The sequence below is a fragment of the Streptomyces sp. NPDC058289 genome (genome assembly GCF_042880975.1).
Classification (GTDB): Bacteria; Actinomycetota; Actinomycetes; order Streptomycetales; family Streptomycetaceae; genus Streptomyces; species Streptomyces stoeckheimensis.
Window position 1 is genome coordinate 1 of sequence record NZ_JBHVYI010000046.1, and the last position, 23,910, is coordinate 23,910.

19 protein-coding genes and 2 tRNA genes are annotated in these 23,910 nt (G+C 70.9%); 6 read left to right on the top strand and 15 right to left on the bottom strand.

Annotation, left to right across the window (positions count from 1 at the left end):
- Window positions 1-48 precede the first annotated feature (48 nt).
- Window positions 49-1,500, bottom strand: coding sequence for a catalase (locus tag ACFVX6_RS23070; RefSeq protein WP_389694288.1), 1,452 nt, complete (start codon window positions 1,498-1,500; stop codon window positions 49-51).
- 147 nt (window positions 1,501-1,647) lie between these two features.
- Here ACFVX6_RS23070 and ACFVX6_RS23075 point away from each other — a divergent pair, with 147 nt between their 5' ends.
- Window positions 1,648-2,064, top strand: a complete 417-nt coding sequence (locus tag ACFVX6_RS23075) for a Fur family transcriptional regulator (protein ID WP_243336077.1) — start codon at window positions 1,648-1,650, stop codon at window positions 2,062-2,064.
- Between the two features lie 120 nt (window positions 2,065-2,184).
- On the opposite strand, the gene ACFVX6_RS23080 is transcribed toward ACFVX6_RS23075, so the two are convergent.
- From ACFVX6_RS23080 to ACFVX6_RS23095, 4 genes are all read right to left on the bottom strand, one after another.
- Window positions 2,185-2,258: transfer RNA gene (locus tag ACFVX6_RS23080), tRNA-Met, on the bottom strand.
- Between the two features lie 59 nt (window positions 2,259-2,317).
- Window positions 2,318-4,237, bottom strand: coding sequence for a tetratricopeptide repeat protein (locus tag ACFVX6_RS23085; RefSeq protein ID WP_389694291.1), 1,920 nt, complete (start codon window positions 4,235-4,237; stop codon window positions 2,318-2,320).
- 202 nt (window positions 4,238-4,439) lie between these two features.
- A tRNA-Met gene (locus ACFVX6_RS23090) sits at window positions 4,440-4,513 on the bottom strand.
- A 44-nt stretch (window positions 4,514-4,557) separates the two neighbouring features.
- Complete coding sequence (locus ACFVX6_RS23095; RefSeq protein WP_389694293.1) at window positions 4,558-7,461, bottom strand: UPF0182 family protein; 2,904 nt, start codon at window positions 7,459-7,461, stop codon at window positions 4,558-4,560.
- A gap of 126 nt (window positions 7,462-7,587) precedes the next feature.
- On the opposite strand from ACFVX6_RS23095, the gene ACFVX6_RS23100 reads away from it, so the two are divergent.
- Window positions 7,588-8,160 carry a PPA1309 family protein gene (locus tag ACFVX6_RS23100; RefSeq protein WP_266904699.1) on the top strand — a complete coding sequence of 191 codons (573 nt, stop codon included), beginning with the start codon at window positions 7,588-7,590 and terminating at the stop codon, window positions 8,158-8,160.
- Window positions 8,161-8,212: 52 nt separating this feature from the next.
- Here ACFVX6_RS23100 and ACFVX6_RS23105 read toward each other — a convergent pair whose 3' ends face one another.
- The 4 genes from ACFVX6_RS23105 to ACFVX6_RS23120 form a co-directional block, all read right to left on the bottom strand.
- On the bottom strand, window positions 8,213-9,301 hold the full coding sequence (locus tag ACFVX6_RS23105) for a PDZ domain-containing protein (RefSeq protein WP_389694295.1): 1,089 nt from the start codon (window positions 9,299-9,301) through the stop codon (window positions 8,213-8,215).
- A gap of 69 nt (window positions 9,302-9,370) precedes the next feature.
- On the bottom strand, window positions 9,371-9,583 hold the full coding sequence (locus ACFVX6_RS23110) for a hypothetical protein (protein ID WP_274549473.1): 213 nt from the start codon (window positions 9,581-9,583) through the stop codon (window positions 9,371-9,373).
- A 128-nt stretch (window positions 9,584-9,711) separates the two neighbouring features.
- Entirely contained in the window at window positions 9,712-10,173 is a 462-nt protein-coding gene (locus ACFVX6_RS23115; protein ID WP_250741814.1) for a molybdenum cofactor biosynthesis protein MoaE, read from the bottom strand.
- Between the two features lie 186 nt (window positions 10,174-10,359).
- Window positions 10,360-11,523 (bottom strand): SDR family oxidoreductase, encoded by a 1,164-nt coding sequence (locus tag ACFVX6_RS23120; protein WP_375950464.1) that lies wholly within the window; start codon window positions 11,521-11,523, stop codon window positions 10,360-10,362.
- A 193-nt stretch (window positions 11,524-11,716) separates the two neighbouring features.
- Between ACFVX6_RS23120 and ACFVX6_RS23125 the strand changes: the two genes are divergently transcribed.
- Together ACFVX6_RS23125 and ACFVX6_RS23130 are read left to right on the top strand one after the other, a co-directional pair.
- Window positions 11,717-13,159, top strand: coding sequence for a zinc-dependent metalloprotease (locus tag ACFVX6_RS23125; protein ID WP_389694298.1), 1,443 nt, complete (start codon window positions 11,717-11,719; stop codon window positions 13,157-13,159).
- Window positions 13,156-13,689, top strand: a complete 534-nt coding sequence (locus tag ACFVX6_RS23130; RefSeq protein WP_389694300.1) for an NUDIX hydrolase — start codon at window positions 13,156-13,158, stop codon at window positions 13,687-13,689. The genes ACFVX6_RS23125 and ACFVX6_RS23130 overlap by 4 nt, the downstream gene beginning before the upstream one ends.
- A gap of 79 nt (window positions 13,690-13,768) precedes the next feature.
- On the opposite strand, the gene ACFVX6_RS23135 is transcribed toward ACFVX6_RS23130, so the two are convergent.
- The 4 genes from ACFVX6_RS23135 to ACFVX6_RS23150 form a co-directional block, all read right to left on the bottom strand.
- Window positions 13,769-14,524 (bottom strand): AIM24 family protein, encoded by a 756-nt coding sequence (locus tag ACFVX6_RS23135; RefSeq protein ID WP_250741811.1) that lies wholly within the window; start codon window positions 14,522-14,524, stop codon window positions 13,769-13,771.
- Window positions 14,525-14,541: 17 nt separating this feature from the next.
- Window positions 14,542-15,222, bottom strand: a complete 681-nt coding sequence (locus tag ACFVX6_RS23140; protein WP_250741833.1) for an AIM24 family protein — start codon at window positions 15,220-15,222, stop codon at window positions 14,542-14,544.
- Between the two features lie 29 nt (window positions 15,223-15,251).
- Window positions 15,252-16,856, bottom strand: a complete 1,605-nt coding sequence (locus ACFVX6_RS23145) for a TerD family protein (protein WP_389694302.1) — start codon at window positions 16,854-16,856, stop codon at window positions 15,252-15,254.
- A gap of 139 nt (window positions 16,857-16,995) precedes the next feature.
- Window positions 16,996-17,535, bottom strand: coding sequence for a M48 family metallopeptidase (locus ACFVX6_RS23150; protein WP_389694304.1), 540 nt, complete (start codon window positions 17,533-17,535; stop codon window positions 16,996-16,998).
- Between the two features lie 265 nt (window positions 17,536-17,800).
- Here ACFVX6_RS23150 and ACFVX6_RS23155 point away from each other — a divergent pair, with 265 nt between their 5' ends.
- Complete coding sequence (locus tag ACFVX6_RS23155) at window positions 17,801-18,907, top strand: TOMM precursor leader peptide-binding protein (protein WP_389694306.1); 1,107 nt, start codon at window positions 17,801-17,803, stop codon at window positions 18,905-18,907.
- 5 nt (window positions 18,908-18,912) lie between these two features.
- On the opposite strand, the gene ACFVX6_RS23160 is transcribed toward ACFVX6_RS23155, so the two are convergent.
- Window positions 18,913-22,035, bottom strand: coding sequence for a tetratricopeptide repeat protein (locus ACFVX6_RS23160; protein WP_389694308.1), 3,123 nt, complete (start codon window positions 22,033-22,035; stop codon window positions 18,913-18,915).
- Between the two features lie 234 nt (window positions 22,036-22,269).
- Between ACFVX6_RS23160 and ACFVX6_RS23165 the strand changes: the two genes are divergently transcribed.
- Window positions 22,270-23,601 (top strand): ABC1 kinase family protein, encoded by a 1,332-nt coding sequence (locus ACFVX6_RS23165; RefSeq protein ID WP_389694310.1) that lies wholly within the window; start codon window positions 22,270-22,272, stop codon window positions 23,599-23,601.
- Window positions 23,602-23,634: 33 nt separating this feature from the next.
- Here the strand turns inward: ACFVX6_RS23165 and ACFVX6_RS23170 are convergent, their stop codons facing one another.
- Window positions 23,635-23,841 carry a hypothetical protein gene (locus ACFVX6_RS23170; protein WP_389694312.1) on the bottom strand — a complete coding sequence of 69 codons (207 nt, stop codon included), beginning with the start codon at window positions 23,839-23,841 and terminating at the stop codon, window positions 23,635-23,637.
- Between the last annotated feature and the right edge of the window lie 69 nt (window positions 23,842-23,910).

The following is a 23,910-nucleotide window of genomic DNA, read 5'->3' on the forward strand; positions in this document are numbered from 1 at the left end:
CCCTCATGGGGAGCACCGGCCCGTCGGCCTGCTACGGCAAGGCGTCGATCAGGCGCGGAGGGCCTGGACCGCGGCGTCCAGACGCTTGCCGAAGTCACCGTCCGCCTGACGGAAGTTGTTGATCGCACGCTCGACGATGTCGTCGCGGGAGACCTTGGCGATGAAGCCCGAGAGGTTCTCGATCAGACGGGTCTTCTCGTCCTCCGAGTACAGGCGGTAGAGGTTGCCCGCCTGGACGAAGTCGTTGTCCTCGCTGTGGACGGGCGCGGCGTGGTTGCCCGTGCCGCCCGTCAGCGCGACCGGCTGCCACAGCGGACGGTCCGTCTGGTGCGGGCCGCCGAAGCTGTTCGGCTCGTAGTTCTTCGCGCCCTTGTGGCGGCCGTCGTACAGGTGGCCGTCGCGGGAGTTGGTGCGCGCCTCGGTGGCGTGCGGACGGTTCACCGGCAGGTGGTCGGCGTTGATGCCGACGCGGTAGCGGTGGGCGTCGCCATAGCCGAAGAGACGGCCCTGGAGCATCTTGTCCGGGGACGGACCGATGCCGGGGACGAAATGGGCCGGACTGAATATGCTCTGCTCGACCTCGGCGAAGACGTTCTCCGGGTTGCGGTTGAGCTCCAGCTTGCCGATCTCGATCAGCGGGTAGTCCGCGTGCGGCCACACCTTGGTGAGGTCGAACGGGTTGAAGCGGTAGTCGGCCGCCTCGGCCGCCGGCATGATCTGGACCTGCACGGTCCAGGACGGGAAGTCGCCGCGCTCGATGGACTCGCGCAGGTCGCGCTGGTGCGAGTCGGGGTCCTCACCGGCGAGCTGGTTGGCCTCGGCCTGGGTGAGGTTCTTGATGCCCTGGTCGGTCTTGAAGTGGTACTTGACCCAGAAGACCTCGCCGGCCTCGTTGTTCCACTGGAACGTGTGCGAACCGAAGCCGTTCATGTGGCGGTAGGACGCCGGGATGCCGCGGTCACCGAACAGCCAGGTCACCTGGTGGGTGGACTCGGGCGACAGACCCCAGAAGTCCCAGACGTTGTCCGCCTCCTGCGAGCCCGTGTACGGGTCGCGTTTCTGGGTGTGGATGAAGTCGGGGAACTTGATGGCGTCCTTGATGAAGAACACCGGGGTGTTGTTGCCGACGAGGTCGTAGTTGCCCTCTTCGGTGTAGAACTTCAGCGCCCAGCCGCGGGGGTCGCGCACGGCGTCGGCGGAGCCGAGGTTGCCGGCGACGGTGGAGAACCGCAGGAAGGTCTCGGTCTCCTTGCCGACCTCGGACAGGAACTTCGCCCGGGTCCACTGCGAGACGTCACGAGTCAGCGTGAACGTGCCGTAGGCACCGGCGCCACGGGCGTGCACCACGCGCTCCGGGATGCGCTCGCGGTTGAAGTGCGCGAGCTTCTCCAGCAGCAGCTGGTCCTGAACCAGAACGGGGCCGCCGATGCCGGCGGTCTCGCTGTTCTGGTTGTCAGCGACCGGAGCTCCGGCCTCCGTGGTGAGCGGTCCCTGCGTCACGTGCGCCTCCTGCGTAAATTTGCTGCAAACCTGTCCTGCGCCCTAACGTAACCGATCCTACGATGGACTTTGTCTAAGTCAAGTAAGCATCCAAATCGACACACGTTCGGGAGTTACACCAAGTCCCCTCGCTGTTAGGCTGGCGGTATGAGTGACCTCCTGGAACGACTTCGCGGACGCGGATGGCGCATGACCGCACAGCGGCGCGTCGTGGCCGAGGTGCTCGACGGTGACCACGTTCACCTGACGGCCGACGAGGTACATGCGCGCGCCGTGGACAGGCTGCCGGAGATCTCCCGCGCGACCGTCTACAACACCCTGGGCGAGCTCGTCACGCTGGGCGAGGTCCTGGAGGTGTCCACGGACCGGCGCGCCAAGCGGTACGACCCGAACGCCCACCGCCCCCACCAGCACCTGGTGTGCGCCCAGTGCGGGGCGATCCGCGACGTGCACCCGGCGGGCAACCCGCTGGCCGACCTGCCGGACACCGAACGCTTCGGCTTCGTGGTGTCGGCGGTCGAGGTCACGTACCGCGGGGTGTGCCCGAACTGCGCCGGGGCCTGACGAACGAAGGCAACGAAGGAGGCCGGGAACTCGATGAGCTCCCGGCCTCCTTCGTTCCCGTTCGCCTTCAGGAACGACCGAAGGCCCGGATCCAGGGGATCCGGGCCTTCGGTTCTTCAGTAGCGGGGACAGGATTTGAACCTGCGACCTCTGGGTTATGAGCCCAGCGAGCTACCGAGCTGCTCCACCCCGCGTCGGTAAACCTGACTCTACGCGAGCGTGGCGAGCAGATGCAAATCGGTTAACCAGGGGTCTACGCGGATAGCTCCTCGGCCAGCGCTTCGCGCAGTCGGGCAGCCCGTTCGGAGACCTCCGCAGGGCCCAGTTCCATGGCGCGCACGCACCATTTCTGACCCTCCGTCAGGTCTCCCTGCCGGGCCGCGAGCAGTCCCAGCCGCAGCGCCGCCCGCCCGTGCCCGGCCACCGCCGCCCGGGTCCACCACAGCGCCGCCTCGGGCTCGTTGCCCTCGCGCGCCAGCAGCAGCCCCAGGTTGAACGCACCGTTGCGGGAGCCGGCCTCCGCCGCCTCCCGGTACCACCGCGCCGCGGCCCCCAGCTCGCCCCGCGCGGCGGCCAGCATCCCGACCCGGACCTGCGCACGCCGGTGCCCCAGCTCCGCGGCCCGCTCGTACCACTCCTCGCTCTCGGTGCGCGCGGCTCCGCCCACCGACTCGCCCAGCGCCACCGGCTCCGGCGGCGGCGCCAGCGACTCCAGCAGCGCGGCCAGCCGGAAGGCGGCCTCCGCACTGCCGCCGCCGGCCGCGCAGCGCAGGTGCCGTTCCGCCGCCCGCTCCTCGCCGTCGCGGACCAGCGCGATGCCGACCTGGAGCGCCGCGTCGGTGTGTCCCGCCGAGGCCGCCCGCTCGTACCACTTCAGGGCCGTCCGGTCCTCGTCCCGGCTGGCGAAGAGGATGCCGAGGTTGAAGGCGGCGTCCACGCTCCCCGCCTCCGCCGCCTTCGAGAACCACGGCTCCGCACCCTCCGCGTCACCGCCCTGGAGCAGCAGGATGGCCAGCGCGTTGGCCGCCTCGCGGTGTCCCGCGTACGCGGCGCGGCGGTACCACTGCTCGGCCGGTCCCGTCCGCTCCTGCGCGGCGCAGAGCAGCGCGAGGTTGTACGCCCCGTTCTGGTCGCCCGCGTCCATCGCGGCCCGGTACCACTTCTCCGCCGTCTGGGTCTCGCCGCGCGCGGCGTGCAGGGCGCCCAGCGCGTTCGCCGCGTTGCCGTCGCCGTCCTGCGCGGCCCGCAGCCACCAGGTGGCCGCGTTCTCCTCGTCACCGGCGTCGCGCAGCAGGAAGCCGAGGGCGCAGGCCGCCCGCGCCTCGCCCTGCTTGGCGGAGGTGAGGTACCAGCGCCCGGCCTCCTTCAGTTCCCCGCGCGCCTCCAGCAGCGCGCCCAGGTGCAGCCCGGCGCGCCGGTGGCCGCGCGCGGCGGCCTGCCGGTACCACTGCTCGGCCTCGGCCGGGTCGCCCTTGCGCAGGTGCCGGGCCAGCCGGTACGCGGCCTCGCGGTGCCCCTGCTCCGCGGCAGCGCGGAACCACCGCTCGACACCGTTGTCCCCGCGGTGCTCCAGCAGGTCGGCGAGGCCGTAGGCCCCCAGGGCATGGCCGGATTCCGCCGCCTGACGCATCCAGTACTCGGCGGCGGGCTCGTCGCCGCGCTCGCGGTAGTGGCGGCCCAGGGCGTGCGCGGCGGGAGCGGATCCGGCCACGGCGGCCACGCGCCACCAGCCGGCGGCCTCCTCGGGGTAGCCGCGCTGGTGCAGCAGTACGCCCAGGTTGTTCGCGGCCGCGCGGTCGCCCTCCCCGGTCGCCCCGCGCAGGTAGGGCTCGGCTCCGGCGAGGTCGCCGCGGCGCAGCAGGAGGGCACCCAGTACGCTCATCGCGCCCGGGTCCCCCTTGTCGGCGGCGACCCGGTGACGGGCCTCCAGCTCGGCGTCGCTGGCAGCGTCGGTCAGCGCGAAGACCGCGTCGTCGAACATCGCATCGACTGACACGTCCGATACGTCCGGCGTGGTCGGCGCCGCGGCCGTGGTCCGTACCGGCCGCGTGGTCATCGCGGTCCGCACGTCAACGGCCTGAGCCGCCCCATCGGCCTCCGCATCCGATTCGGAGTCCGCCCTCACAAACCGCCCTGTCTCCAGCAGAGTTGACCTGTCCCCCATAAATCCCATCGTCGCATCACCTGCTACCCGCGTACACCTGGTATGTCGCAGTGAGTGAGGTCACTACAGCGTTTTGTCGACATGCCCACAGAGAGACAAGTCAAACACGCTCACACCCCAACTCACCCATCCCAGTGACCCCGCGTCGGCGAAAAACTCGATTGGGCATGACGAAGGCCCGGATCCATCGGATCCGGGCCTTCGTCTTCAGTAGCGGGGACAGGATTTGAACCTGCGACCTCTGGGTTATGAGCCCAGCGAGCTACCGAGCTGCTCCACCCCGCGTCGGTAAACCAACAGTAGCACGACGCGGGGTGGAACCATTACCGCTATCCGCTGGGCGTCGGCGCGGGCGCCGTCACCTTCGCCTCGGCGTCGATCGCCCGCTTCAGCGCGGCCTGCAGATCGCTCTGGGCCTTGCCGTACGCCGCCCAGTCGCCGGCCTTGAGCGCCTTGTCGGCGTCCTCGACCGCCTTCTGCGCATCGGCCAGGGCCGCCTTGACCGTCGGGTCCTGGCTGGTCGGCGGCGGGGTGGTGGTCCCGTCGCCCGGCGGGGTGGTCGGCGGGGTGGTCGCCGACTCGGCCCCGAACACCACGTTCAGCGCCTTCTCCAGCGTGTCCTCGAAGGCCGTCTGGTCCCCGTAGGTCACCAGGACCTTCTTCAGGAGCGGGTACTTGAGGCCGCCGCCGCGCACGTACACCGGCTCGACGTAGAGCATTCCCTTGTCGAGCGGGACCGTGAGCAGGTTGCCGTACTCCACCTGGGAATCGCCCCGGCTCAGGATGTTGATCTCCTGGGCGATCTCCGGCTTGGAGTTGAATCTCGCCTGGACGAGCTTCGGACCGTCCACCGGGTTCTGGGTGGGCAGCTTCAGCAGCTGGATCTTGCCGTAGTCGGCGGTGGTGGGATCGGCGTTGACCGCCATGAAGGCGCTCAGGTTGTCCCTGCCGTTCGGCGTGAGCGTCGTGGTGAGCGAGAAGGCCTGGTTGGGATCCTTCTGGCCCGGCATCTTCATGGAGAGGTAGTACGGTGGGACCGCCGTCCCCGCCTTGGTGGTCGGGTCGTCCGGCACCGCCCAGACCTCGCTGCCGCTGAGGAAGGTCTGCGGGTCCGTGACGTGGTAGCGGGTCAGCAGCTCACGCTGGACCTTGAAGAGGTCCTGCGGGTAGCGCAGGTGCTCCATCAGGGCCGGCGAGATCTCCTTCTTGGCCTTCACCGTGCCGGGGAAGGCCTTCATCCACGTCTTGAGGACCGGGTCCTTGCTGTCCCACTGGTACAGCTTCACCGTGCCGTCGTAGGCGTCGACGGTGGCCTTCACCGAGTTCCGGATGTAGTTGACCTGGTTCTCCTGCGCGACCACGGCACGCTGGGAGTTGGTCAGCGAGTCCGCCGTCGTGTCCCCGAGCTGGGTGCGGGACGCGTAGGGGTAGCCGTTGGTGGTGGTGTAGGCGTCCACGATCCACTGGACCCGGCCGTCGATCACCGCCGGGTACACGGCTCCGTCGATCGTCAGCCACGGGGCGACGGCCTCGACCCGTGCCTTGGGCGTGCGGTTGTAGAGGATCTTCGACTTGTCGTCGATGGCACCGGAGTAGAGGATCTGCGGCTCGCTGAAGGCCAGGGCGTACGCGGCCCGGTTCACCGGGTTGCCCAGGCTCACCCCGCTGTCGCCCTGGTAGGTGGTCTCCTTCTCGCCCGAGTCGTTGGCGTAGTCGAGCTCCTTCTGCGGTCCGCCGACGATCGAGTACTGCTTCGTCTGCTCGCCGTAGTAGATCCGCTGCTCGTACGTCCCGAGGTCGCCCTGCGCCGGCAGGCCCGACTCGGTGAACAGGGGCTGCCCGCCCGGGGCCACCTCGGTGCCCTTGGCCGCGACCACACCGAATCCGTGGGTGTAACGGAAGTGGTCGTTGATCCAGTTGTTCTTCGGGATGCCCGCGAGGTTGATCTCACGGAGCCCGATGACCGTGTCCTGGCCCTTGTACCGGTCGACCGCCAGCGTGGCCGGGAAACCGTAGTAGCCCTTGTTCTGCTGGAGCTGCTGGAAGGCCGGGGACACGATGTTCGGGTCGAGCAGCCGGATGCTCGCCGTGGTGTTGGCGTCCTGGCGGAGCACCTTCTTGTCCGCCTTGGGGTCCGGCAGACCCGGGTAGTCCGTGACGGAGGCGTCGGCGACCCCGTAGGCGTCGCGCGTCGCCTTGATGTTCTTCTGGACGTACGGGGATTCCTTGGCCTGCTCGTTCGGCTGGACCTGGAACTTCTGCACGATCGCCGGGTACAGCCCGCCGATCAGGATCGCCGAGAGCACCATCAGGCCGAAGCCGATGACCGGGAGCTGCCAGGTGCGGCGCCACAGCGTCGCGAAGAACAGCACCGCGCAGATCGCCGCGATGGCGACGAGGATCGTCTTGGCCGGCAGGTACGCGTTGGCATCGACGTAGCGCAGGCCGGTCCAGTTGTCAGCGGCCTTGAAGTCGCTGGACTTCACGGCGAGGCCGTACCGGTCGAGCCAGTACGCGACCGCCTTGAGCGTGACGAAGAGGCCGAGCAGCACCGACAGGTGGCCGGTCGCCGCGGCGGTGGCCCGCGCACCCGGGCTGGTGACGCGCAGTCCCCCGTAGAGGTAGTGCACGACGGCGGCGGCGATCACCGAGAGCACGACGGCGGCGAAGCCGAAGCCGAGCAGGAAGCGGTACCAGGGCAGGTCGAAGGTGTAGAACGACACGTCCAGGTTGAACTGGGGGTCCTTCGTGCCGAAGGGCACCCCGTTCACGTACATCAGCCAGGTCTTCCACTGGCCCGCCGCCGAGGCGCCCGCGATCAGGCCGACCAGTGCGGCGATGCCGAGCAGCAGCCACCTGCGGTACGGCGCGACGGTCATCCGGTAGCGGTCGAGGCTCTGCTGCTCCATCGACATCGCGCTGAGCGGCGGCCGCAGCCGGTGGGCCAGCCAGATGTTCAGCCCGACGGCACCGGCCATCACGAGGCCGAAGACGGCGAAGAGGCCGACCTTGGTCCACAGGGTGGTGGTGAAGACGGTGGAGTAGTTGACGGAGCGGAACCAGAGCCAGTCCGTCCAGAAGCCGGCGAACATGATGAACGCCATGGCCAGGACGGCCAGCACGCCCAAGGTCATCAGAAGAGTCCGGGCGCGCCGGGACGGGCGGCCGACTCTCATCCGTGGCCCGGAGGGGCCTCCGCCGCGGTCCGGCATCTGGAAAGCCAAGGTGCGCACCTCGAAAGTCGCTGTGTGTAAGTGATGCTGAGATTTTTCAAAGCATGGGCCCCCGATCGTAGAGCCCACTCATGCAACTTACTGAGGCTTTAGTCAGTTCCCGGTATCCGGTGGAAAGGAGGCAGGATGTTGCCCATGTCCAACCTTTCGCCGTCCCCCGGCACCCCTATGGCGGCAAGCCCGCTGACCCGTGCCGTCCTCGAAATCGACGAGTACGCCTCCACCCTCGGCTGGGACAAGCCCGCCCGGCTCTTCGCCCTGGTCGACACGGCCAAGCTGCGCAAGGAGGCTCCGGGCGTCGCCCGCCAGCTCGGCCTCGACCAGGACGACACGGGCAAGAACCAGCTCACCCCGATCGAGCAGGACGAGGTGCCGGCCGGAACCCCGCTGGACAAGTTCCTGGGGACCATCGCCTGGCCCGCCTCGATCCTCGGCTGCGCGCTGACCGTGGAGCGGCTGATGCTGCCGCCGTCCGCCGAGTCCTCCGTACCGGAGGGGCTCACCGACAAGCAGCTCACCAAGTGGGTCGCCACCCACCCGGAGCGCCAGGAGGTGCGGCTGACCGTGGGCGTCCTGCGGGACGGATCGCGGGAGTCGGCCGTACGACTGCGGGACAAGGACTCGGCGAACGAGGTGCTGACCGGCGCGACGCTGGTGCCGGGGCTCGCCGAGGCACTGGCCGCGACCTTCCTCGACTAGCCGGCGACGGCAGGCCAGGGCGGCAAGGGCGCCATCGCCGCCGCGGACACGGTCAGGACTTGGCGCACTGCGTCAGTCCGGCCGTGTCCCCCTTGCTGATCTTCTCCAGCGCCTTCACGGCGTCGTCGATGGTGGAGACCTTCACGAGCGTCAGCCCGTCGGGCACGTCGCCCGCGGCGGAGGCGCAGTTCTCGGCGGGCGTCAGGAAGTACTGGGCACCGGCCTGGCGGGCGCCGATGGTCTTCATCTGGATGCCGCCGATCGGGCCGACCTTGCCCGCGTCGTCGATGGTGCCGGTGCCGGCGACGAACTTGCCGCCGGTCAGGTTCTCCGGGGTGAGCTTGTCGACGATGCCGAGCGCGAACATCAGCCCGGCGCTGGGGCCGCCGACGTCGGCGAGCTTGATGTCGATGGTGAACGGGAAGGTGTGGTCGGTGCCGGCCCGGATGCCGACGATGGCGTGACCGTCGCCCTCCGCCTTGCCCGCGGTGATCGCGACCTTCGTCGTGCCGGTGGGCTCGCGGTGCGCCTTCTCGGCCTCGGCGGCCTCGGCCGCGGGCACGATGGTGAACTCGACCGGCTCGCCGGGCTTGTGCTTGGTGACCAGCTTGGCCACGTCCTCGGGAGCGTTGACGGGGGTCCCGTCCACGGCCTTGATGACGTCTCCGGCATGCAGCTTGCCCTCGGAGGGGCTGTCCTTGACCACGGAGGCGACGATCACGCGGGCGGCGACCGGGATGCCGATCTGCTTGAGGGCGGCCACCTTGGCGCTCTCCTGCGACTGGCTGAACTCCTCGGCGTTCTCCTGCGTGGACTCCTGCTCCGTCTTGCCGTCCGGGTACAGGTTCTCGTGCGGTACGACGATGTTGTCACCCGCGGCCCAGCCGTACACGGCCTCCAGCAGGTTCATGTCGTAGTCCGCACCGGTGACGCGGACCGTCGTCATGTTCAGGTGCCCGGTGGTCGGGTACGTCTTGTGCCCCGAGATGTTCAGGACGGGCTCGCCGTGCGAGTCCCCGAGCGTGTTCACCGTCGGGCCCGGACTCATCTCGGAGTACGGGGCCTTCATGAACACTCCCACGCAGAGCAGCGCGAAGAGCATGAGGGTGGAGGCGAGCATCGTCGCAGTGCGGCGTGGCATGGATCGACAGTACGTGACGGCCCTGACGAGCGGCCCCCGGGGCCGGTCCGTACGGGGCCCGGCGCCGCGTCAGACGGAGTCCACGGTGTCCTTCTTGCGCTGTGCGTCCGCGTCCGCCTTCGCCGCGCCCGGCTCGCTCTGGCCCATGGCCTCACGGAACCGCGCGTAGCCCGCGAGCTCGGATATGTCACCGGTCGTGCGGTCGCGTGCCGCCCAGCTGCCCCATATCGCCGCTCCGATCGCGGCGAACAGCGGAATCAGCAACCACGCCAAAGACGCCATGGGCGTGTCTCCCTACCCCGAATTACGTGTTGTTGGTGGCTTCAACGCTGCTGCCCGGGAGGGGGTTACGCAAATCGAGGGCGTGTTGCGCGTCCGAACGGGGCAACCGGCGGCCCCCGGCCCTTGCCTCAGCAGGCGCCGACCCACTCCTCCGTACCGTCCGCGAACGTCTGGTGCTTCCAGATCGGGACCTCGTGCTTGAGATCGTCGATCAGCATCCGGGCTGCCTCGAAGGCCTCGCCGCGGTGCGGGCAGGAGACGGCGACGATCACCGCGAGGTCGCCGACGGCCAGGTCGCCGATGCGGTGGACGGCCGCGAGGGCGCGGACGGGGTACTTCTCCACGACCCGCTCGGCGACGCGGCGCATCTCCGCCTCGGCCGAGGGGTGGCAGGAGTAGCCGAGCTGGTCGACGTCCGCCCCGCTGTCGTGGTTGCGCACCGTGCCGACGAAGAGCGTCGTACCGCCCGTCGCATCGTCGCCGACGGCCTGGAAGACCTCGTCGATCGAGAGCGGGGTTTCACGGATTTCGAGCAGCCGGATCGGGTCCGGAGCGGCGTTCTCGCCGGGGTGGTCGAAGTGCGGTGCCATACCTTCCATCGTGCCCTAGCCGCCGACCCGGCGGAATAGCAGTTTCACCAGGGCCCCACCGGCCCCCTTGGGAGCCTCCTACAGATACGGCCTGGTGGCGGCGCGGGCGGAAGCACCGAGCCCGGCCGCACGGGCAGGCCGGCCCCGGGTGCCGCACCCGGGGCCGCGTCCCGGCCCCGCCCGGGGTCAGATGCCCCGGCGGCGGCGCGCAGCGCGGATCGCGGCGGCGGCGCCGAGCAGCGCGACCGTCGCGCCCGCGGCCCCCGCCGCCGTGGCGTCCTTGCGGCCCAGCCGGCGCCCCGCGACGGTGTGCCGGCCCGCGACCTCTTGGAGGAGTTCCGCGAGCACCTCCTCGTTGGTCCAGCGCGGCCGCCATCCCGCCGCGTGCAGCCTGCTGACGCTGACCACCCACGGGTGCATCGTGTACGCGAGGTCCCCGGCCGGGGACGGGGTGAGGCCGATCCGGTGCAGCCTGGCCGCCGCGCCCAGGGCCACGGCCGACGGGAGCTCCATGCGGCGGATGCCGCTCAGCTCCTCGACCTCCTCCTGTTCGAGCCAGCCCTCGCAGCCGACCGCGAGCTCGCCTTCGACCTTCTCCAGGGCCGCGTACTCCAGTGCGCTGACCAGGTCCTCGACGTGGCAGAACTGCCAGGTCGGGCGGGAGCCCGCCACCACCAGCAGGCGCGGGGACTCGAAGTACCGGGTCAGCGCGGTGTCCGTGCCGCCGACCAGTACGGCCGGGCGGACCACGGTGACGTTCAGGCCGGGGTGCGCGCGCGGAGCCCGGCGGCCCAGCCGCTCGATCTCCAGCAGGTCGCCGACCCCGGTCGCCTCGGCGGTGGCCCGCAGCTCGGCGTCCTCGGAGAGCGGGATGTCGTTGTCCGGCAGGGCCCCGTAGACCATGGCCGAGGTGCAGAGCACGACCCGGTGCACTCCGGCCGCCGCGGCGGCGGTGAGCACGGTCTGGGTCCCCCGCACGTTGTAGGCCGTACGGGCCGCCGGGTCCGTCTCGAGATCGAGGTCGAGGGCCAGGTGCACCACGACGTCCGCGCCGCGCAGTTTCTCCGCGATCGCGGGGTCCCGTACGTCCAGGAGGTGCCACTGCGCGTCCGTGCAGTCCCCGCGCCGCTCGTCGATGGCGACGACCTGCTTGACCTCCTCGGACGCGGCCAGCCTGGCCACCAGGGCCGCCCCCACCCCCGAGGCGGCGCCGGTCACGGCGATCACGGGGCCTCGGCGCGCGGAACCGCCCGGGTTTCGCGTCCGGCGAACGCCCTGGGCGTCCTCGCCGTGCTCAGGGCGGTTTTCCGGGCCCTGCTCGTCCAAAGCGTGCGGATCTGGGGAACTCACCAGGCGTCTCCAGCGGTTGTCTTCAGTAGGGACGCACCGTGACGCGCACCCACCAGTCGATGTCCATCCTGCCGCAGCGCAGGAGTCAGCGGAGCACCGAGCCCGGAAGCGGGTCTGGTGTCTACGCTGGGTGGTGTTGTCGAACCCAATGCCCGTCGGCTCCCGCCGGCGGCCCTACGAGCCGAGGAAACCCGTGAGCGACACCCCATTCGGATTCGGCCTTCCGCCCGAGGAGCCGGACAACGGCGACGAGGGCAAGAAGAAGGGCAACCAGGGCGGTCAGAGCGGCCCGAATCCGTTCGGGTTCGGCACGGGCCTGCCCGGCGGCTCCGGCGGTCCCGGCGACGCGGACAACCCCTTCGCGGCCATGTTCGGTTCCATGAACCCGAACGACCTCGGCGCCGCCTTCCAGCAGATCGGCCAGATGCTGAGCTACGAGGGCGGTCCGGTCAACTGGGACATGGCCAAGGACATCGCCCGCCAGACCGTCGCCCAGGGCACCTCGGACGGGGTCAAGGACGCCAGTGTGGGCATCGCCGAGAAGTCGGCGGTCGAGGAGGCCGTGCGCCTCGCCGACCACTGGCTCGACGGCGTCACCTCGCTGCCGTCCGGTGCCGCCACGGCCGTGGCGTGGAGCCGCGCCGAATGGGTCGAGGCGACCCTGCCGGTGTGGAAGGAGCTCGTGGACCCGGTCGCCGAGCGCGTCGGCGCGGCCATGGGCGGCGTCCTGCCCGAGGAGATGCAGGCCATGGCGGGCCCGCTGCTCGGCATGATGCGCTCCATGGGCGGGGCCATGTTCGGCCAGCAGATCGGCCAGGCCGTGGGCACCCTCGCGGGCGAGGTCGTCGGCTCGACCGACGTCGGGCTCCCGCTGGGCCCGGCCGGCAAGGCCGCCCTGCTGCCGCTGAACATCGAGAGCTTCGGCAAGGACCTGGGCGTCTCCTCCGACGAGGTCCGGCTGTACCTGGCGCTGCGCGAGGCCGCCCACGCACGGCTCTTCGCGCACGTGCCGTGGCTGCGCTCGCACCTCTTCGGCGCGGTCGAGGGGTACGCGCGGGGCATCAAGGTCGACACCTCGAAGCTGGAGGAGGTGGTCGGCCAGCTCGACCCGTCGAACCCTGAGCAGCTTCAGGAAGCCCTCCAGGGCGGCATGTTCCAGCCGCAGGACACCCCCGAGCAGAAGGCCGCGCTGGCCCGTCTGGAGACGGCGCTCGCGCTGGTCGAGGGCTGGGTGGACGCGGTCGTGCACGAGGCCGCCAAGCCCCGGCTGACCTCGGCGGACGCCATGCGCGAGACCATGCGCCGGCGGCGCGCCTCGGGCGGCCCGGCGGAGCAGACCTTCGCGACGCTGATCGGGCTGGAGCTGCGGCCGCGCCGGCTGCGCGACGCTTCGCGGCTGTGGGCCTCGCTCACCGACGCCCGCGGCGTGGACGGGCGCGACGGGCTCTGGGAGCACCCGGACATGCTGCCGACCGCTTCCGACCTGGACGACCCGGACGGGTTCGTGCACCGCGAGCAGCTGGACTTCTCCGAGATCGACAAGATGCTGGGCGAGGCCGCCCGGAAGCGCGAGCAGGACGACAGCAAGAACGACGAGACCGACAAGAACGACGAGAACGGCGACGACAAGAAGTGACCTTGCACGAAGACGCGGTCCTCGTACTCAAAGGCCTCAAAGACGACGAGGGCCAGCCCGAGCTGCGCGACGTCTACCTGGAGCACCTCGCGGCCCATCCCGACGGGGTCTACAAGCCCTGCCAGGCGGGCCACGTCACCGGCAGCGCGCTGGTGATCGACCCGGAGCGCGAGCGCGTTCTGCTGACCCTGCACAAGAAGCTGGGCATGTGGCTCCAGATGGGCGGGCACTGCGAGCCGGGTGATGCCACCCTCGCCGATGCGGCCATGCGCGAGGCCCGCGAGGAGTCCGGCATCAGCGCCGGGCTGACCCTGCTGCCCGGCGGTCCGGTGCGCCTGGACCGGCACCCGATCCCGGCTCCGTGCAACTGGCACCTGGACGTGCAGTACGCGGTGCTGGCGCCCTCGGGGGCCGTCGAAGCGATCAGCGACGAGTCGCTGGACCTGCGCTGGTTCTCGTACGCCGAGGTGGCGGAGGTGGCCGACACCTCGGTGGTGCGGCTGCTGGAGGCGACCCTGGCGCGGCTCTGAGCCGGCAGGAACAGGAGGGAGGGGCGGCCCCGCCGATGCGGGGCCGCCCCTTTCCGTCCGTCGTCCGTCCGTGTCCTGGTCAGTTCCAGGCGTTGTTCTGGTTCTGCGCGTGGGCGCCGTGCTGGCCCATGCCGAACTGCGCGGCCGCGCCCTGCCCGATCTGGGCGTTCTGCGGCGGGAGCGCCTCGCTGGGCTGGACCAGGGCAAAACCGGTGCCGAGGAAGCTCAGCTCCCAGCCCTCGCCGGTGTTGCCGCGCCGCCGCCAGACGCCGGTGGAGTGCGTCTGGGCCTGCATCTGCACGCGCAGCGAGGTGGACCAGGCGACGATGGCGTCCGCGTCGGCGTTGACGTACTTGTCGGGCGTGACCTGCATCATCAGCGGCTGCCCGGAGGTCATCAGCGCGACCTTGCCGCGGCCGGTGATGTTGAGCTGGTACTTGCCGGAGCCGGAGATCCCGTACTGGCTGTCCACCGCGATGGCCTCGGTGTGCAGGGTGGAATCCAGGGCCAGCACGTAGCTGCTGTCGACCGTGAGGCCGTCCTGGTCCACGTCCACGACGTGGACGTACTGCGCCAGGTTGGCCAGGTAGACCGTGCCCTGTCCGGAGCAGCGCATCAGGTCGAGGCCCTCACCGGTGCGGGCGCGGGCATTGCGCTGGGTGGTGCTCTGGTACTCCCCGTCGAAGTCGATGATCCCCTGGTAGGCGACCATCGCGCCCTTGCGGGCGAGCACGTCGTCGGAGCCGCTCAGCGAGACCCGCAGCAGCTGCGGGTTCTGGACGGCGTACCGCTCCTGGGTCTGCGCCTCGGCGTGGGCGAAAAGTGAGCTCTGCATGGTGTGTCTTCTCCCCCTCAGCCCCGGGCCCGGAGCCGGTCGGTGCTGTCCTCGCTGGGCTGTACGACGACGATGCCCTGGCCGGAGAAGGCCATCTGGTAGGCCTCCCCGCTGCCCCGGCCGATCATCGACGAGGCCTTGAAGCTGCGCTTGCCCTTGACCTTGAGGTTCGGGGACCAGGCGACGAGAGCGTCGGGGTCGACGTACGTCTCGTCCTCGCCGCGGCCGCAGTCGACCACGATCGGCGTGCCGCGCGAGGTGATCGCGACCCAGCCGGTGCCGGCGACCGACACGTTGAACAGGCCCTGGCCGGCGAACTTGGCCATGCCCTTGACCCGCTCGACGCCCCACTGGAGGTGGGCGTCGAAGGCGAGCAGGTTGGTGCCGTTGACGGAGAGCGAGTCGTTGTTGAGGTTGATCACGACGACGTCCGCGCCGTAGTCGGCGAGGTAGAGCAGGCCGTCGCCGGAGGCCTTCATCAGCGGGGCGCCTTCGCCGGTGAGCCACTGCGAGGCCATCTGGCGGACGGCCGGCGGGTTGGGCTCGTACTGCACGAAGCCCTCGTAGGCGACCATCGATCCGGTGCGCGCGAAGAGGTCCTGGCCGCTCTGCATGGCGACCTTGAGCATCGCGCGGCCGTGGTTCTCCATGCGGGCCGTGACGGGGGTCGGGGCGTAGCCCGCGAGCTGCTGGTTCATTGAGTTCATGGCATTCATGTGGGGCTCCCTCAGACCTCGTACGGCTGGACGACGATGAAGTTGCCGGGAGCGCCGCGGAACTGGAGGTTCACGGTCTCCCCGCTGTGGCCGGGGTAGGCGTTGCGGCGCAGCCGGACCTGGCTGGAAATGATCACCTGGGCGGCCGAGGACCACGCGACGATGGCGTTGCTGTCCGCGAAGGTGGTCGGGGTGACGGGCAGGACGACGGGCACGCCGTGCGTCTTGACGATCACCGTGCCGGTGCCCTGGAACTGCATGGTGAACAGGGCGCCGCCCGGGATGCCGTGGCCCTCGATGCGGCGGATCTCGTGCTGCAGCGACTCGTCGAAGGCGAGGACGTTCTCGGCGGAGACGCAGATGCCGTCGCCCTGGAGCTCGATGGCGTGCAGGTGGGCGCCGTTCTCCGCGAGGAAGATCTGCCCGCGGCCGGAGCAGCGCATCAGCTGCATCTCCTGGCCGGTGGCGTTGCCGACGACGCGGCCGGCGAAGCCCGCGCCCTTGTAGCTGAAGTCGACCTTGCCCTGGTAGAGGACCATGCTGCCCTGGCGGGCGAGGACGGCCTGGCCGCCCATGGCCAGGTCGACGCGCATGAGCTGCTGGTTCTGCGGGGTCCAGCGGACGCCCGTGGGGGCTTCCTTGTACGGCTGGAGGGCGGCGGCGAGTCCGGCGCCGGCGGCGGGCACCGCCTGTGGGGGCTGGCCGTAGCCCTGGGGCTGCTGGCCGTACGGGGGCTGCTGCTGGCCGGGGACCTGGCCGTACGAGGGCTGCGGCTGCTGCCCGTACGGCGCGGGGGCCGGGGCGGGCGGCGGAACCTGCCCGTAGGGCGCGGGGGCGGGCGGGGCCAAGGGGGCGCCCATCGGTGCGGCCATGGTGGGGGCCGCGTGGACGGGCTGCTGGTACGGCGCGGGGGCCGGGACCTGTGCCGGAGCCGGGGCCTGGGGCGGCGCGCCGAAGGAGGGCGCCGGGGCCGGGGGCTGCGCCTGGACGGGAGCACCGAAGGACGGCGCCGGGGCGGCGGCCTGCGGGGGCGGGGCGAAGCCGGGCGCACCGGCCGGGGCCTGCGCCTGCGGCGCGGGCTGCTCCTCCTCGGCGACCTCGCCGCCGAAGTTCTGGAGCAGCGCGGCGAGTCCGCCGTCGAAGCCCTGGCCGACGGCGGCGAAGCGCCATACGTCCTTGAGGTAGAAGTCGCCGATCATCAGTGCGCGCTCGGTGCTGAACTCCGAGCCCGAGAAGGAGTACCGGACGACCTCCTCACCGCCCGCCACGACGCGGATGTAGCCGGGGCCGATCTGCGACATCTGCCCGGCGCCGTCGATCGAGGCGGCGAAGGAGAGCTTGTGGATGTCGGCCGGAATGCGGTCCAGGGTCACCCGGAAGGATTCCGTGTCGCCGGCCTGCGCGCCGAGCTGCTGGATGGACTCCTCCGGCGACTTCGGCTGGTTGAAGAAGACGAAGTAGCGGTCGTCCGAGAGCTGTTCGTTGGCGTCGAGGCCGAAGCAGCTGATGTCGATGGCGAGCCCGGGCCCGGCGATCTGGACACCCACGTAGAGGTCCGTGCCCGCCGTCAGATCACTGATTTTGGCCTTGTGACCGCGTTGGAATTCCCTGGCCATACGTAAGACCGTCCCCCATCCCGACTGTGAATGCGTGCCGCTCAGGCTAACGCCAACCTCGGACATCCGGCCAAGTCGGTACCGACCCGGTACATATCACGAGGCGTGACATCCCGGACGCATAGCGGGCAAATGCGGATCATTCCTCGCGGGCGGCCGGGACCTTCGGAAGGCGTTCCGCGGCGACGATCCCTTCGAGGTACCCGCGCGCCCGCTCGGTGCGCGGGTACGCCTCCAGCAGCTCCCAGAAACTGGGGCCGTGCCCGGGCACGAGGAGGTGCGCCAGCTCGTGCAGCAGCACGTAGTCGACGACGTACTCCGGCATCCCCTGGATGCGGTGCGAGAGCCGGATGCTGCCTTCGGCCGGGGTGCAGGAGCCCCAGCGGGTGTTCTGATTGGTGACCCAGCGGACCGTGCGGGGGCGGGCGCGGCCGCTGAAGTACTGCGCGGACAAACGCTCGGCGCGCTCGGCGAGTTCCGCGTCCCCGAAGGTGCGCTTGCTCTCCTGCGCCGCCAGTTTGTCGAGCATGACGCCCACCCAGCGCTGCTCCTCCGCCTCGGACATCCGGGCAGGGATGAGGACGACCGTACGCTCACCCTCGCGGTAGGCGGATACGGTCCTTCGGCGGCGCGCGCTCCGGCGGACTTCGACGGCGCGCTTCGGTGGATCGGCGGACACGCCATGACGGTACCCGCTCGCCACGGCGGAAGTCCCGCCCCTCCCGGGGTCGAACACGAACCGTTGCGCAGTCGGCGGAACGGCCGGCTGAAGGCGGGCCAGAGACAAGCCAGAGAACCCTGGTCATTCATTTCATACACCTAATACCCCTCACCTGTGGACAAACTTGCGCAGGTCTTTCGCCGGCCGGGCAATCTTGCGGAAAGCGACGCGGCCTCAGGGAATGCGGCGCGTGAATCGAACCGCGAATCGAGGGAGGACCGCGATGTATCCGAAGGTGAAGCCGGCGCTGGCACGGGCCTGGCGGGATCTGCAGACGGTGCAATTCGGTGTGACGCCCGCCCACGCGGTGGTGCTCGGGCCGGTGGACACGGCGACGGGCTCGCTCCTCGACCTGATCGACGGGACGCGGGGCATGGAGCTGCTCCGGTCGGAGGGCAAGGGGATGGGGCTCCCGGACGGCCGGGTCGACGAGGTGGTGCGGAGGCTGGCGGCGGCCGGGCTGCTCGACGACGCCACGGCGGGCGGCCCCCGCGCCCAGGCGGTGCGGGACCGGCCGGAGGCCCTCGAGCGGCTCGGCCCGGACCTGGGGTCGCTGTCCTTGGTCCGCCCCCGGCCGGGCGGGGACTTACAGGGTGTCGCCGCCCGCCGGGTGATACGGGTTCAGGTGCGCGGGAGCGGCAGGGTGGGCGCGGTGATCGCCTCGGTCCTGGCGGGAGCGGGCATCGGCCGGGTCGAGGTGCTCGACGGGGGCCGCACGCAGCCCGCGGACGTGGCGCCCGGCGGTCTGGGCCCGGGCAGCGTGGGACGGCTGCGCGCCGAGGCCGCACGGACGGCGGTCCGCGACGCGGCCCCCGGACGCGGGCCGCGGACCGGGGAGAGCGAGGGGCCGGAGCCGGGGCTCGCCCTGGTGGTGGTCGCACCCCGGGACGGCCTGCAGTCCTGGGCCCCCGATCCGCAGACCGCTGCCGACTGGGTCACCACCGGCACCCCGCACCTCTACGCGGGGGTGCTGGAGGGCACCGGACTGGTGGGACCGCTGGTCCTGCCCGGAGCCACGGCCTGCGCCGGCTGTATGGAGCGCGACCGGATCGAGCGGGACCCGGCCTGGCCGCGCATGCTGGTCCAGTGGCGCTCGGCCCACCGCCGCCGCACCGCCGCCGCCTGCGACCTGGGACTCTCCACCGCAGTGGCCGGCCTGGCCGCGGCCCACGCCCTGTCCTTCCTCGACGGCGAACTTCCCGCCTCCACCGCCACCCGCTGGGAGGCCTCCCTGCCGACCCTCGACTGGCAGTCCACCCCGGTCCGCCCCCACCCCGACTGCCCGTGCGCGGCGTCGAAGGTCCCGGCAGGGCAGGGGGTGGGGACATGAGGGGGCTATGGGGAAGGCGCGGCCAGGATTCGCTCCTCAAGTACCCGGCAGAACCCCTCGATGCGGGACTCGGCGGACGGGATCACCACGGCGAGGCTGCGGAGTTCACCGATCAGCTCGCGCAACTCCCCCGGGGCCGGGGCGGTGTCCAGAAGCTCCGCGAGGTACTGCTCGGCCTGCTCCCAGCGGGGCCACAGACAGTGGATGAGCAGGAGGTTGCCCCGCTGGGAGACCGGGTGGACACGGGCCGCCGGCGAGCCCAACAGCTCCACCGCACGCTCCAGATGGAGTTCACGGCCCGGCCGGCGCAAGGCATCCATGGCCACCACCGTCTCGTAGTGGGTCCATGCGTCATCGGCGTCGAGTTCGATGGCTGGGAAGAGATCGGCGAGCGCCTCCCCGTACTGACCGAGCAGACGGTGAGTCAGACCGCGGCAGGTCAGCGTGGAGGCGCTGGTGGGGCAGAGCTCGACCGCATGACCGTAGTCGGCCAGGGCCTCTTCGTTCCTGCCCAGCATGCGGTGGCAATCACCCCTCCTCCTGATGACCCAGTGATCGTCGGGTCTGATCTCGTGGACTCGGTCGAAGTCGGCGAGAGCCCGATCGAACCGGCCGAGCTTCATCCACCCCGTCGCGCGCAGGTAGAGGACCCACGAACTGTCGGGCTCTTGTACGACGGCACTGCTGAGGTCCGTCAGGGCCTCGTCGTACCGTCCCAGCGACAGAAGGGTGTCCCCACGGCCGGTGAGGCTCCAGCCATGGCCCGGGGCGAGCTCGATGGCCCTGCTGTAGTCCACCAGCGCATCCTCGTACCGCCGTGCCCTCCGGTGGATATCGGCCCTCCAGGCAACCGGCCAGGCGTCGTGGGGCCTCAGCTCGGCGGCCCGCGTGAAATCGGCCAAGGCCTCTTCGTACCGCCCCAGCTTCTGATGGGCGAGAGCACGGTTGGTGAAGGCCCAGAAGTCATCGGGAGAGAGCTCGATGGCGCGACCGAGGTCGGCGAACGCCTCCTCATGGCGTCCCAGCGCCTCGAAAGCAGTCGCTCGGTACACCAAGGTCCAGGAATCGGGCTCGGGTTGGGCCGCGAGGGCGCGCGTGAAGTCGGCCAGGGCTTCCTCGTACCTGCCCATCGCATGATGGACGGTGCCGCGGTTGACGAGCGCTCGGCGATCGCCCGGGAAGATCTCCATCGCACGTTCGAAGTCGGCCAGAGCTTCCTCGAACCTGCCGGCCCCGCGGTACAACGTCCCGCGGTTGACCAGGCTCATGCCGTCATGGGGATCGAGTTCCACGGTCCGGGTGTAGTCCGCGATCGCCGCTTCATTGCTCCCCGTGAGCTGCTGGGTCAGGGCCCGGCCGAAGGAGGCGCGCTCGGCCCGCGGGTTCAGGGCAAGGGCTCGGGTGTAGTCGGCCAGGGCCTCGGCATACTCCTCGGCGTTGCGGTGGTCCCTGCCTCGGAGGGTCAGTGCCAGGACCCGGCCCTCGGGGGCGAGCGCGGCCCGGGCGAGGAGAGCGGTCAGGGCCACGGTGCCGGGGGCGGGTTGGTCCAGGGCCGTCCGGAGTTCGTCGGACAGCCGGGTCAGCTCCGGGGACTCCGTGTCGCGGGCCGCTGCGGTCAGGGTCGTGGTCCAACGGCGAAGGGTGGTGATGTCGTGGTCGTAGGCGTCCACGAGGTCCCGGAGCAGGGCCGGGAGCGCTCTGCGGGGGTCGGCGCAGAGGCGGTGGTAAGCCTCCTGCAGGCGGTGGCCGCGCCAGGTTTCGTCCGACCACCACCCCTCGGCCGGAGCGGTCGCCTCCTCCAGGTGCTCGCGGCGCCGCCGAAAGGCATCGGCCAGCCGGGTGTGGAGCTGCTCCCAGCGGATCGGGGACTGCCTGCGCTGCAGGCGCAGCATCGCGCCGCGGACCACCTGGTGGTAGCGGCAGTGGCCGGAGCGGTCGGTGACGAAGGGCATCGACCGGAGCCAGCCGAAGAGTTCGGCCGCCTCCTCCTCGACCGCCGCCCGGTACACGTCCTCGTCCAGTTCCTGCGGGAACGCGCAGGCCAGGGCGGCAGCCCGGTGGTCGGGGTCGGGCACCCACTTGAGGAACCGTTCGACAGCGGTGCCGCTGGGGTCTCCGATCTCCTCCACCTCCTCCACCGTGCCCGGCTGTGTCTCGGCCAGGGTGGAGACCAGGACCGGAAGGCGGCCCGACAGGCGCAGGATCACCTCGACGACCCGCTCGTCGGTGACTCCCTTTCCGGTGAGGAGGCGGCGTGCCTCGGTCTCGGTGAAGACCTCCAGCGGCCAGTCGGTGACCAGGTCGTGCCAGTCCCCCCAGGTGCGGGCGGCCAGCTTCGACTGCCCGGCGAGGGTGACCAGCACGTTCGCGGGGAACTCCCCGTAGCGTTCGCTGCCGAGCACGTCGCGGAGCCAGGTGTCCAGCATGGGTCCGGTGCGCTCGTAGGTGTCGAAGAACAGCACGACCCATGGGTGTTTGCGTGCCACCTCGGCAAGCTCTTCGAGGAACACCGGGGTGAGTGTGTCCAGCGGGGAGAGGACCAGTTCGACGTCGCCGTGGTTGCGCAGCCTGGAGCTGAGGAGGGCCTTGACCCGGTCCGCGCCGGCGGCGACCTGGTTCGGGTCGACGACGCCGGTGAGCGCGCCGACGCCCGGGATCATGCCGAGCCCGGCGAGGCCGAGTTGCGAGGCGATCATGGTGGAAGGGGACGGAGGCGGGGCGCCTGCGGTCACCGGGTCGGGTCCCGTGGCGGCCGCGAGGGCCCCCGCGTCGGCCTCGTGCCGGCGCCGGCGATAGGTGGCCAGCAGTTTGTCGAAGCCCTTCATGGCCAGGCCGCGCTGGGCGAACTGGGCGCTGACCACTTCCATCGTCTCGATGACGTCCGCGACCGACTCGTCCACGTACGCGGTGACCGCCCCGCCCTCGCGGGCAATGGTCTCCAGGTGCCGCACCAGGGTCGACTTGCCGACTCCCGCCGGGCCCCGGACGTGGAAGAGGAACTGCGCCGCCTCCTCCGGGGGCTGGCGGAGGGCGTCGCGGAAGGCGTTCACCTCGCTCTGTCTGCCGATGAAGCCGCCGGAGCGGCGTCGCCGGATCAGCTCCTGCCTCGAAGGTCCCCGCCCCACCATCCCCCAGCACCTCCACCACCCGAACGCGGCCCGCCGTCCGTCCATGCTGGCCCACCGGGGCGGCCACCGTCTGCCGACCGGTGGATTCCCGCCTCGTGCCCGGCTGGAGCGGCAGGACACTCGGAGGGGGCGAGGGCCGGGGGTCATGACAGGATGCTTTTGGCCGGGAAGGCCTTCGGGGGACTCCCCCGGACCGCCGCTTGCGGCTCAGCTGTCTGGGAATTGGAGGGGCGCATGTCTGATCTTCCCCGGAAGGCGGTCACCCGTACCGTCAAGCTGGCCGCGCTGCCGCTCGGCATAGCGGGCCGGGCCACCTGGGGGCTCGGCAAGCGGATCGGCGGCAAGTCGGCGGAGATAGTGGCGCGCGAGCTCCAGCAGCGCACCGCCGAGCAGCTGTTCCGTGTGCTGGGAGAGCTGAAGGGCGGCGCCATGAAGTTCGGCCAGGCGCTCTCGGTCTTCGAGTCGGCGCTGCCCGAGGAAGTCGCCGGGCCCTACCGGGCCGCGCTGACGAAGCTGCAGGAGGCGGCCCCGCCGCTGCCCGCGGCCACCGTGCACCAGGTGTTGTCGGAGCGGCTCGGCCCGGACTGGCGGGAGCTCTTCGAGGAGTTCGAGGACAAGCCCGCGGCGGCGGCCTCGATCGGGCAGGTGCACCGGGCGGTGTGGCACGACGGCCGCCAGGTGGCGGTCAAGGTCCAGTACCCGGGGGCCGGCGAGGCCCTGCTGTCGGACCTGAAGCAGCTGGGCCGGTTCGCGGGGCTGCTGGGGCCGCTCATCCCGGGCATGGACATCAAGCCCTTGATCAAGGAGCTGCGCGACCGGGTCTCGGAGGAGCTGGACTACGAGCTGGAGGCCGAGGCCCAGCGGACGCACGCGGACGCCTTCGACGGCGACGAGGACGTGGTCGTCCCGGACGTGGTGCACCAGAGCGACCAGGTGCTCGTGACCGACTGGATCGAAGGGACCCCGCTGTCGGAGGTGATAGCCGACGGCACCCCGGAGGAGCGCGACCGCGCAGGACAGCTGCTGGCCCGGTTCCTCTTCTCCGGCCCTGCGCGCACCGGGCTGCTGCACGCCGATCCGCACCCGGGCAACTTCCGGCTGATCTCCGGGGCGGACGGCCGGACGCGGCTGGGCGTACTGGACTTCGGAACCGTCGACCGGCTGCCGGGCGGCTGGCCCAAGCCCATCGGCCGATCGCTGCGGATGGCGCTGGACGGTGATGCCGAGGGGGTCTACGGGCACCTTCGCGCGGAGGGGTTCGTGCGCGAGTCCATCGAACTGGAAGCCGACGCGGTGCTCGACTACCTGCGGCCGATGCTCGAACCGGCGGAGGCCGAGGAGTTCACCTTCACCCGGACCTGGCTGCGCGGCCAGGCCGCGCGGATCGCCGACCCCCGCTCCCCCGCGCACCAGTTGGGCCGGCAGATCAATCTGCCGCCCTCCTACCTGCTGATCCACCGGGTGACGCTGAGCACCATAGGGGTGCTGTGCCAGTTGGGCGCGACGGTCAGGCTCCGCGAGGAACTCGACTCCTGGCTGCCGGGGTTCCTGCCCGACGAGGGCTGAGCCGGCCGGCGGCGGGCGGTCCCGGGCGGGCGCTCACCACCAGGCGGAGTCGAGGCGGCCTTCGATGGCGCGGAGGTTCGCACGCGCGCAGTCGACGCAGAAGTACTGTCTGGTCCCGTTCTCCACGGAGCAGGTCCAGGTGGGCGGGGCGCCGGCCGGGGACTGGGCGCCACAGCGCGCACAGACGACGGGCAGGGCCTCGGTTCCCGGCGGTGCCGGGTGGGGAGTCGGCTGGTCCACCTCCCGACGATATCCCCGCGGGGCCGGTGCGCGGTCCGCAACGCACCGGGGGGACCGGCCCGTTCGGGC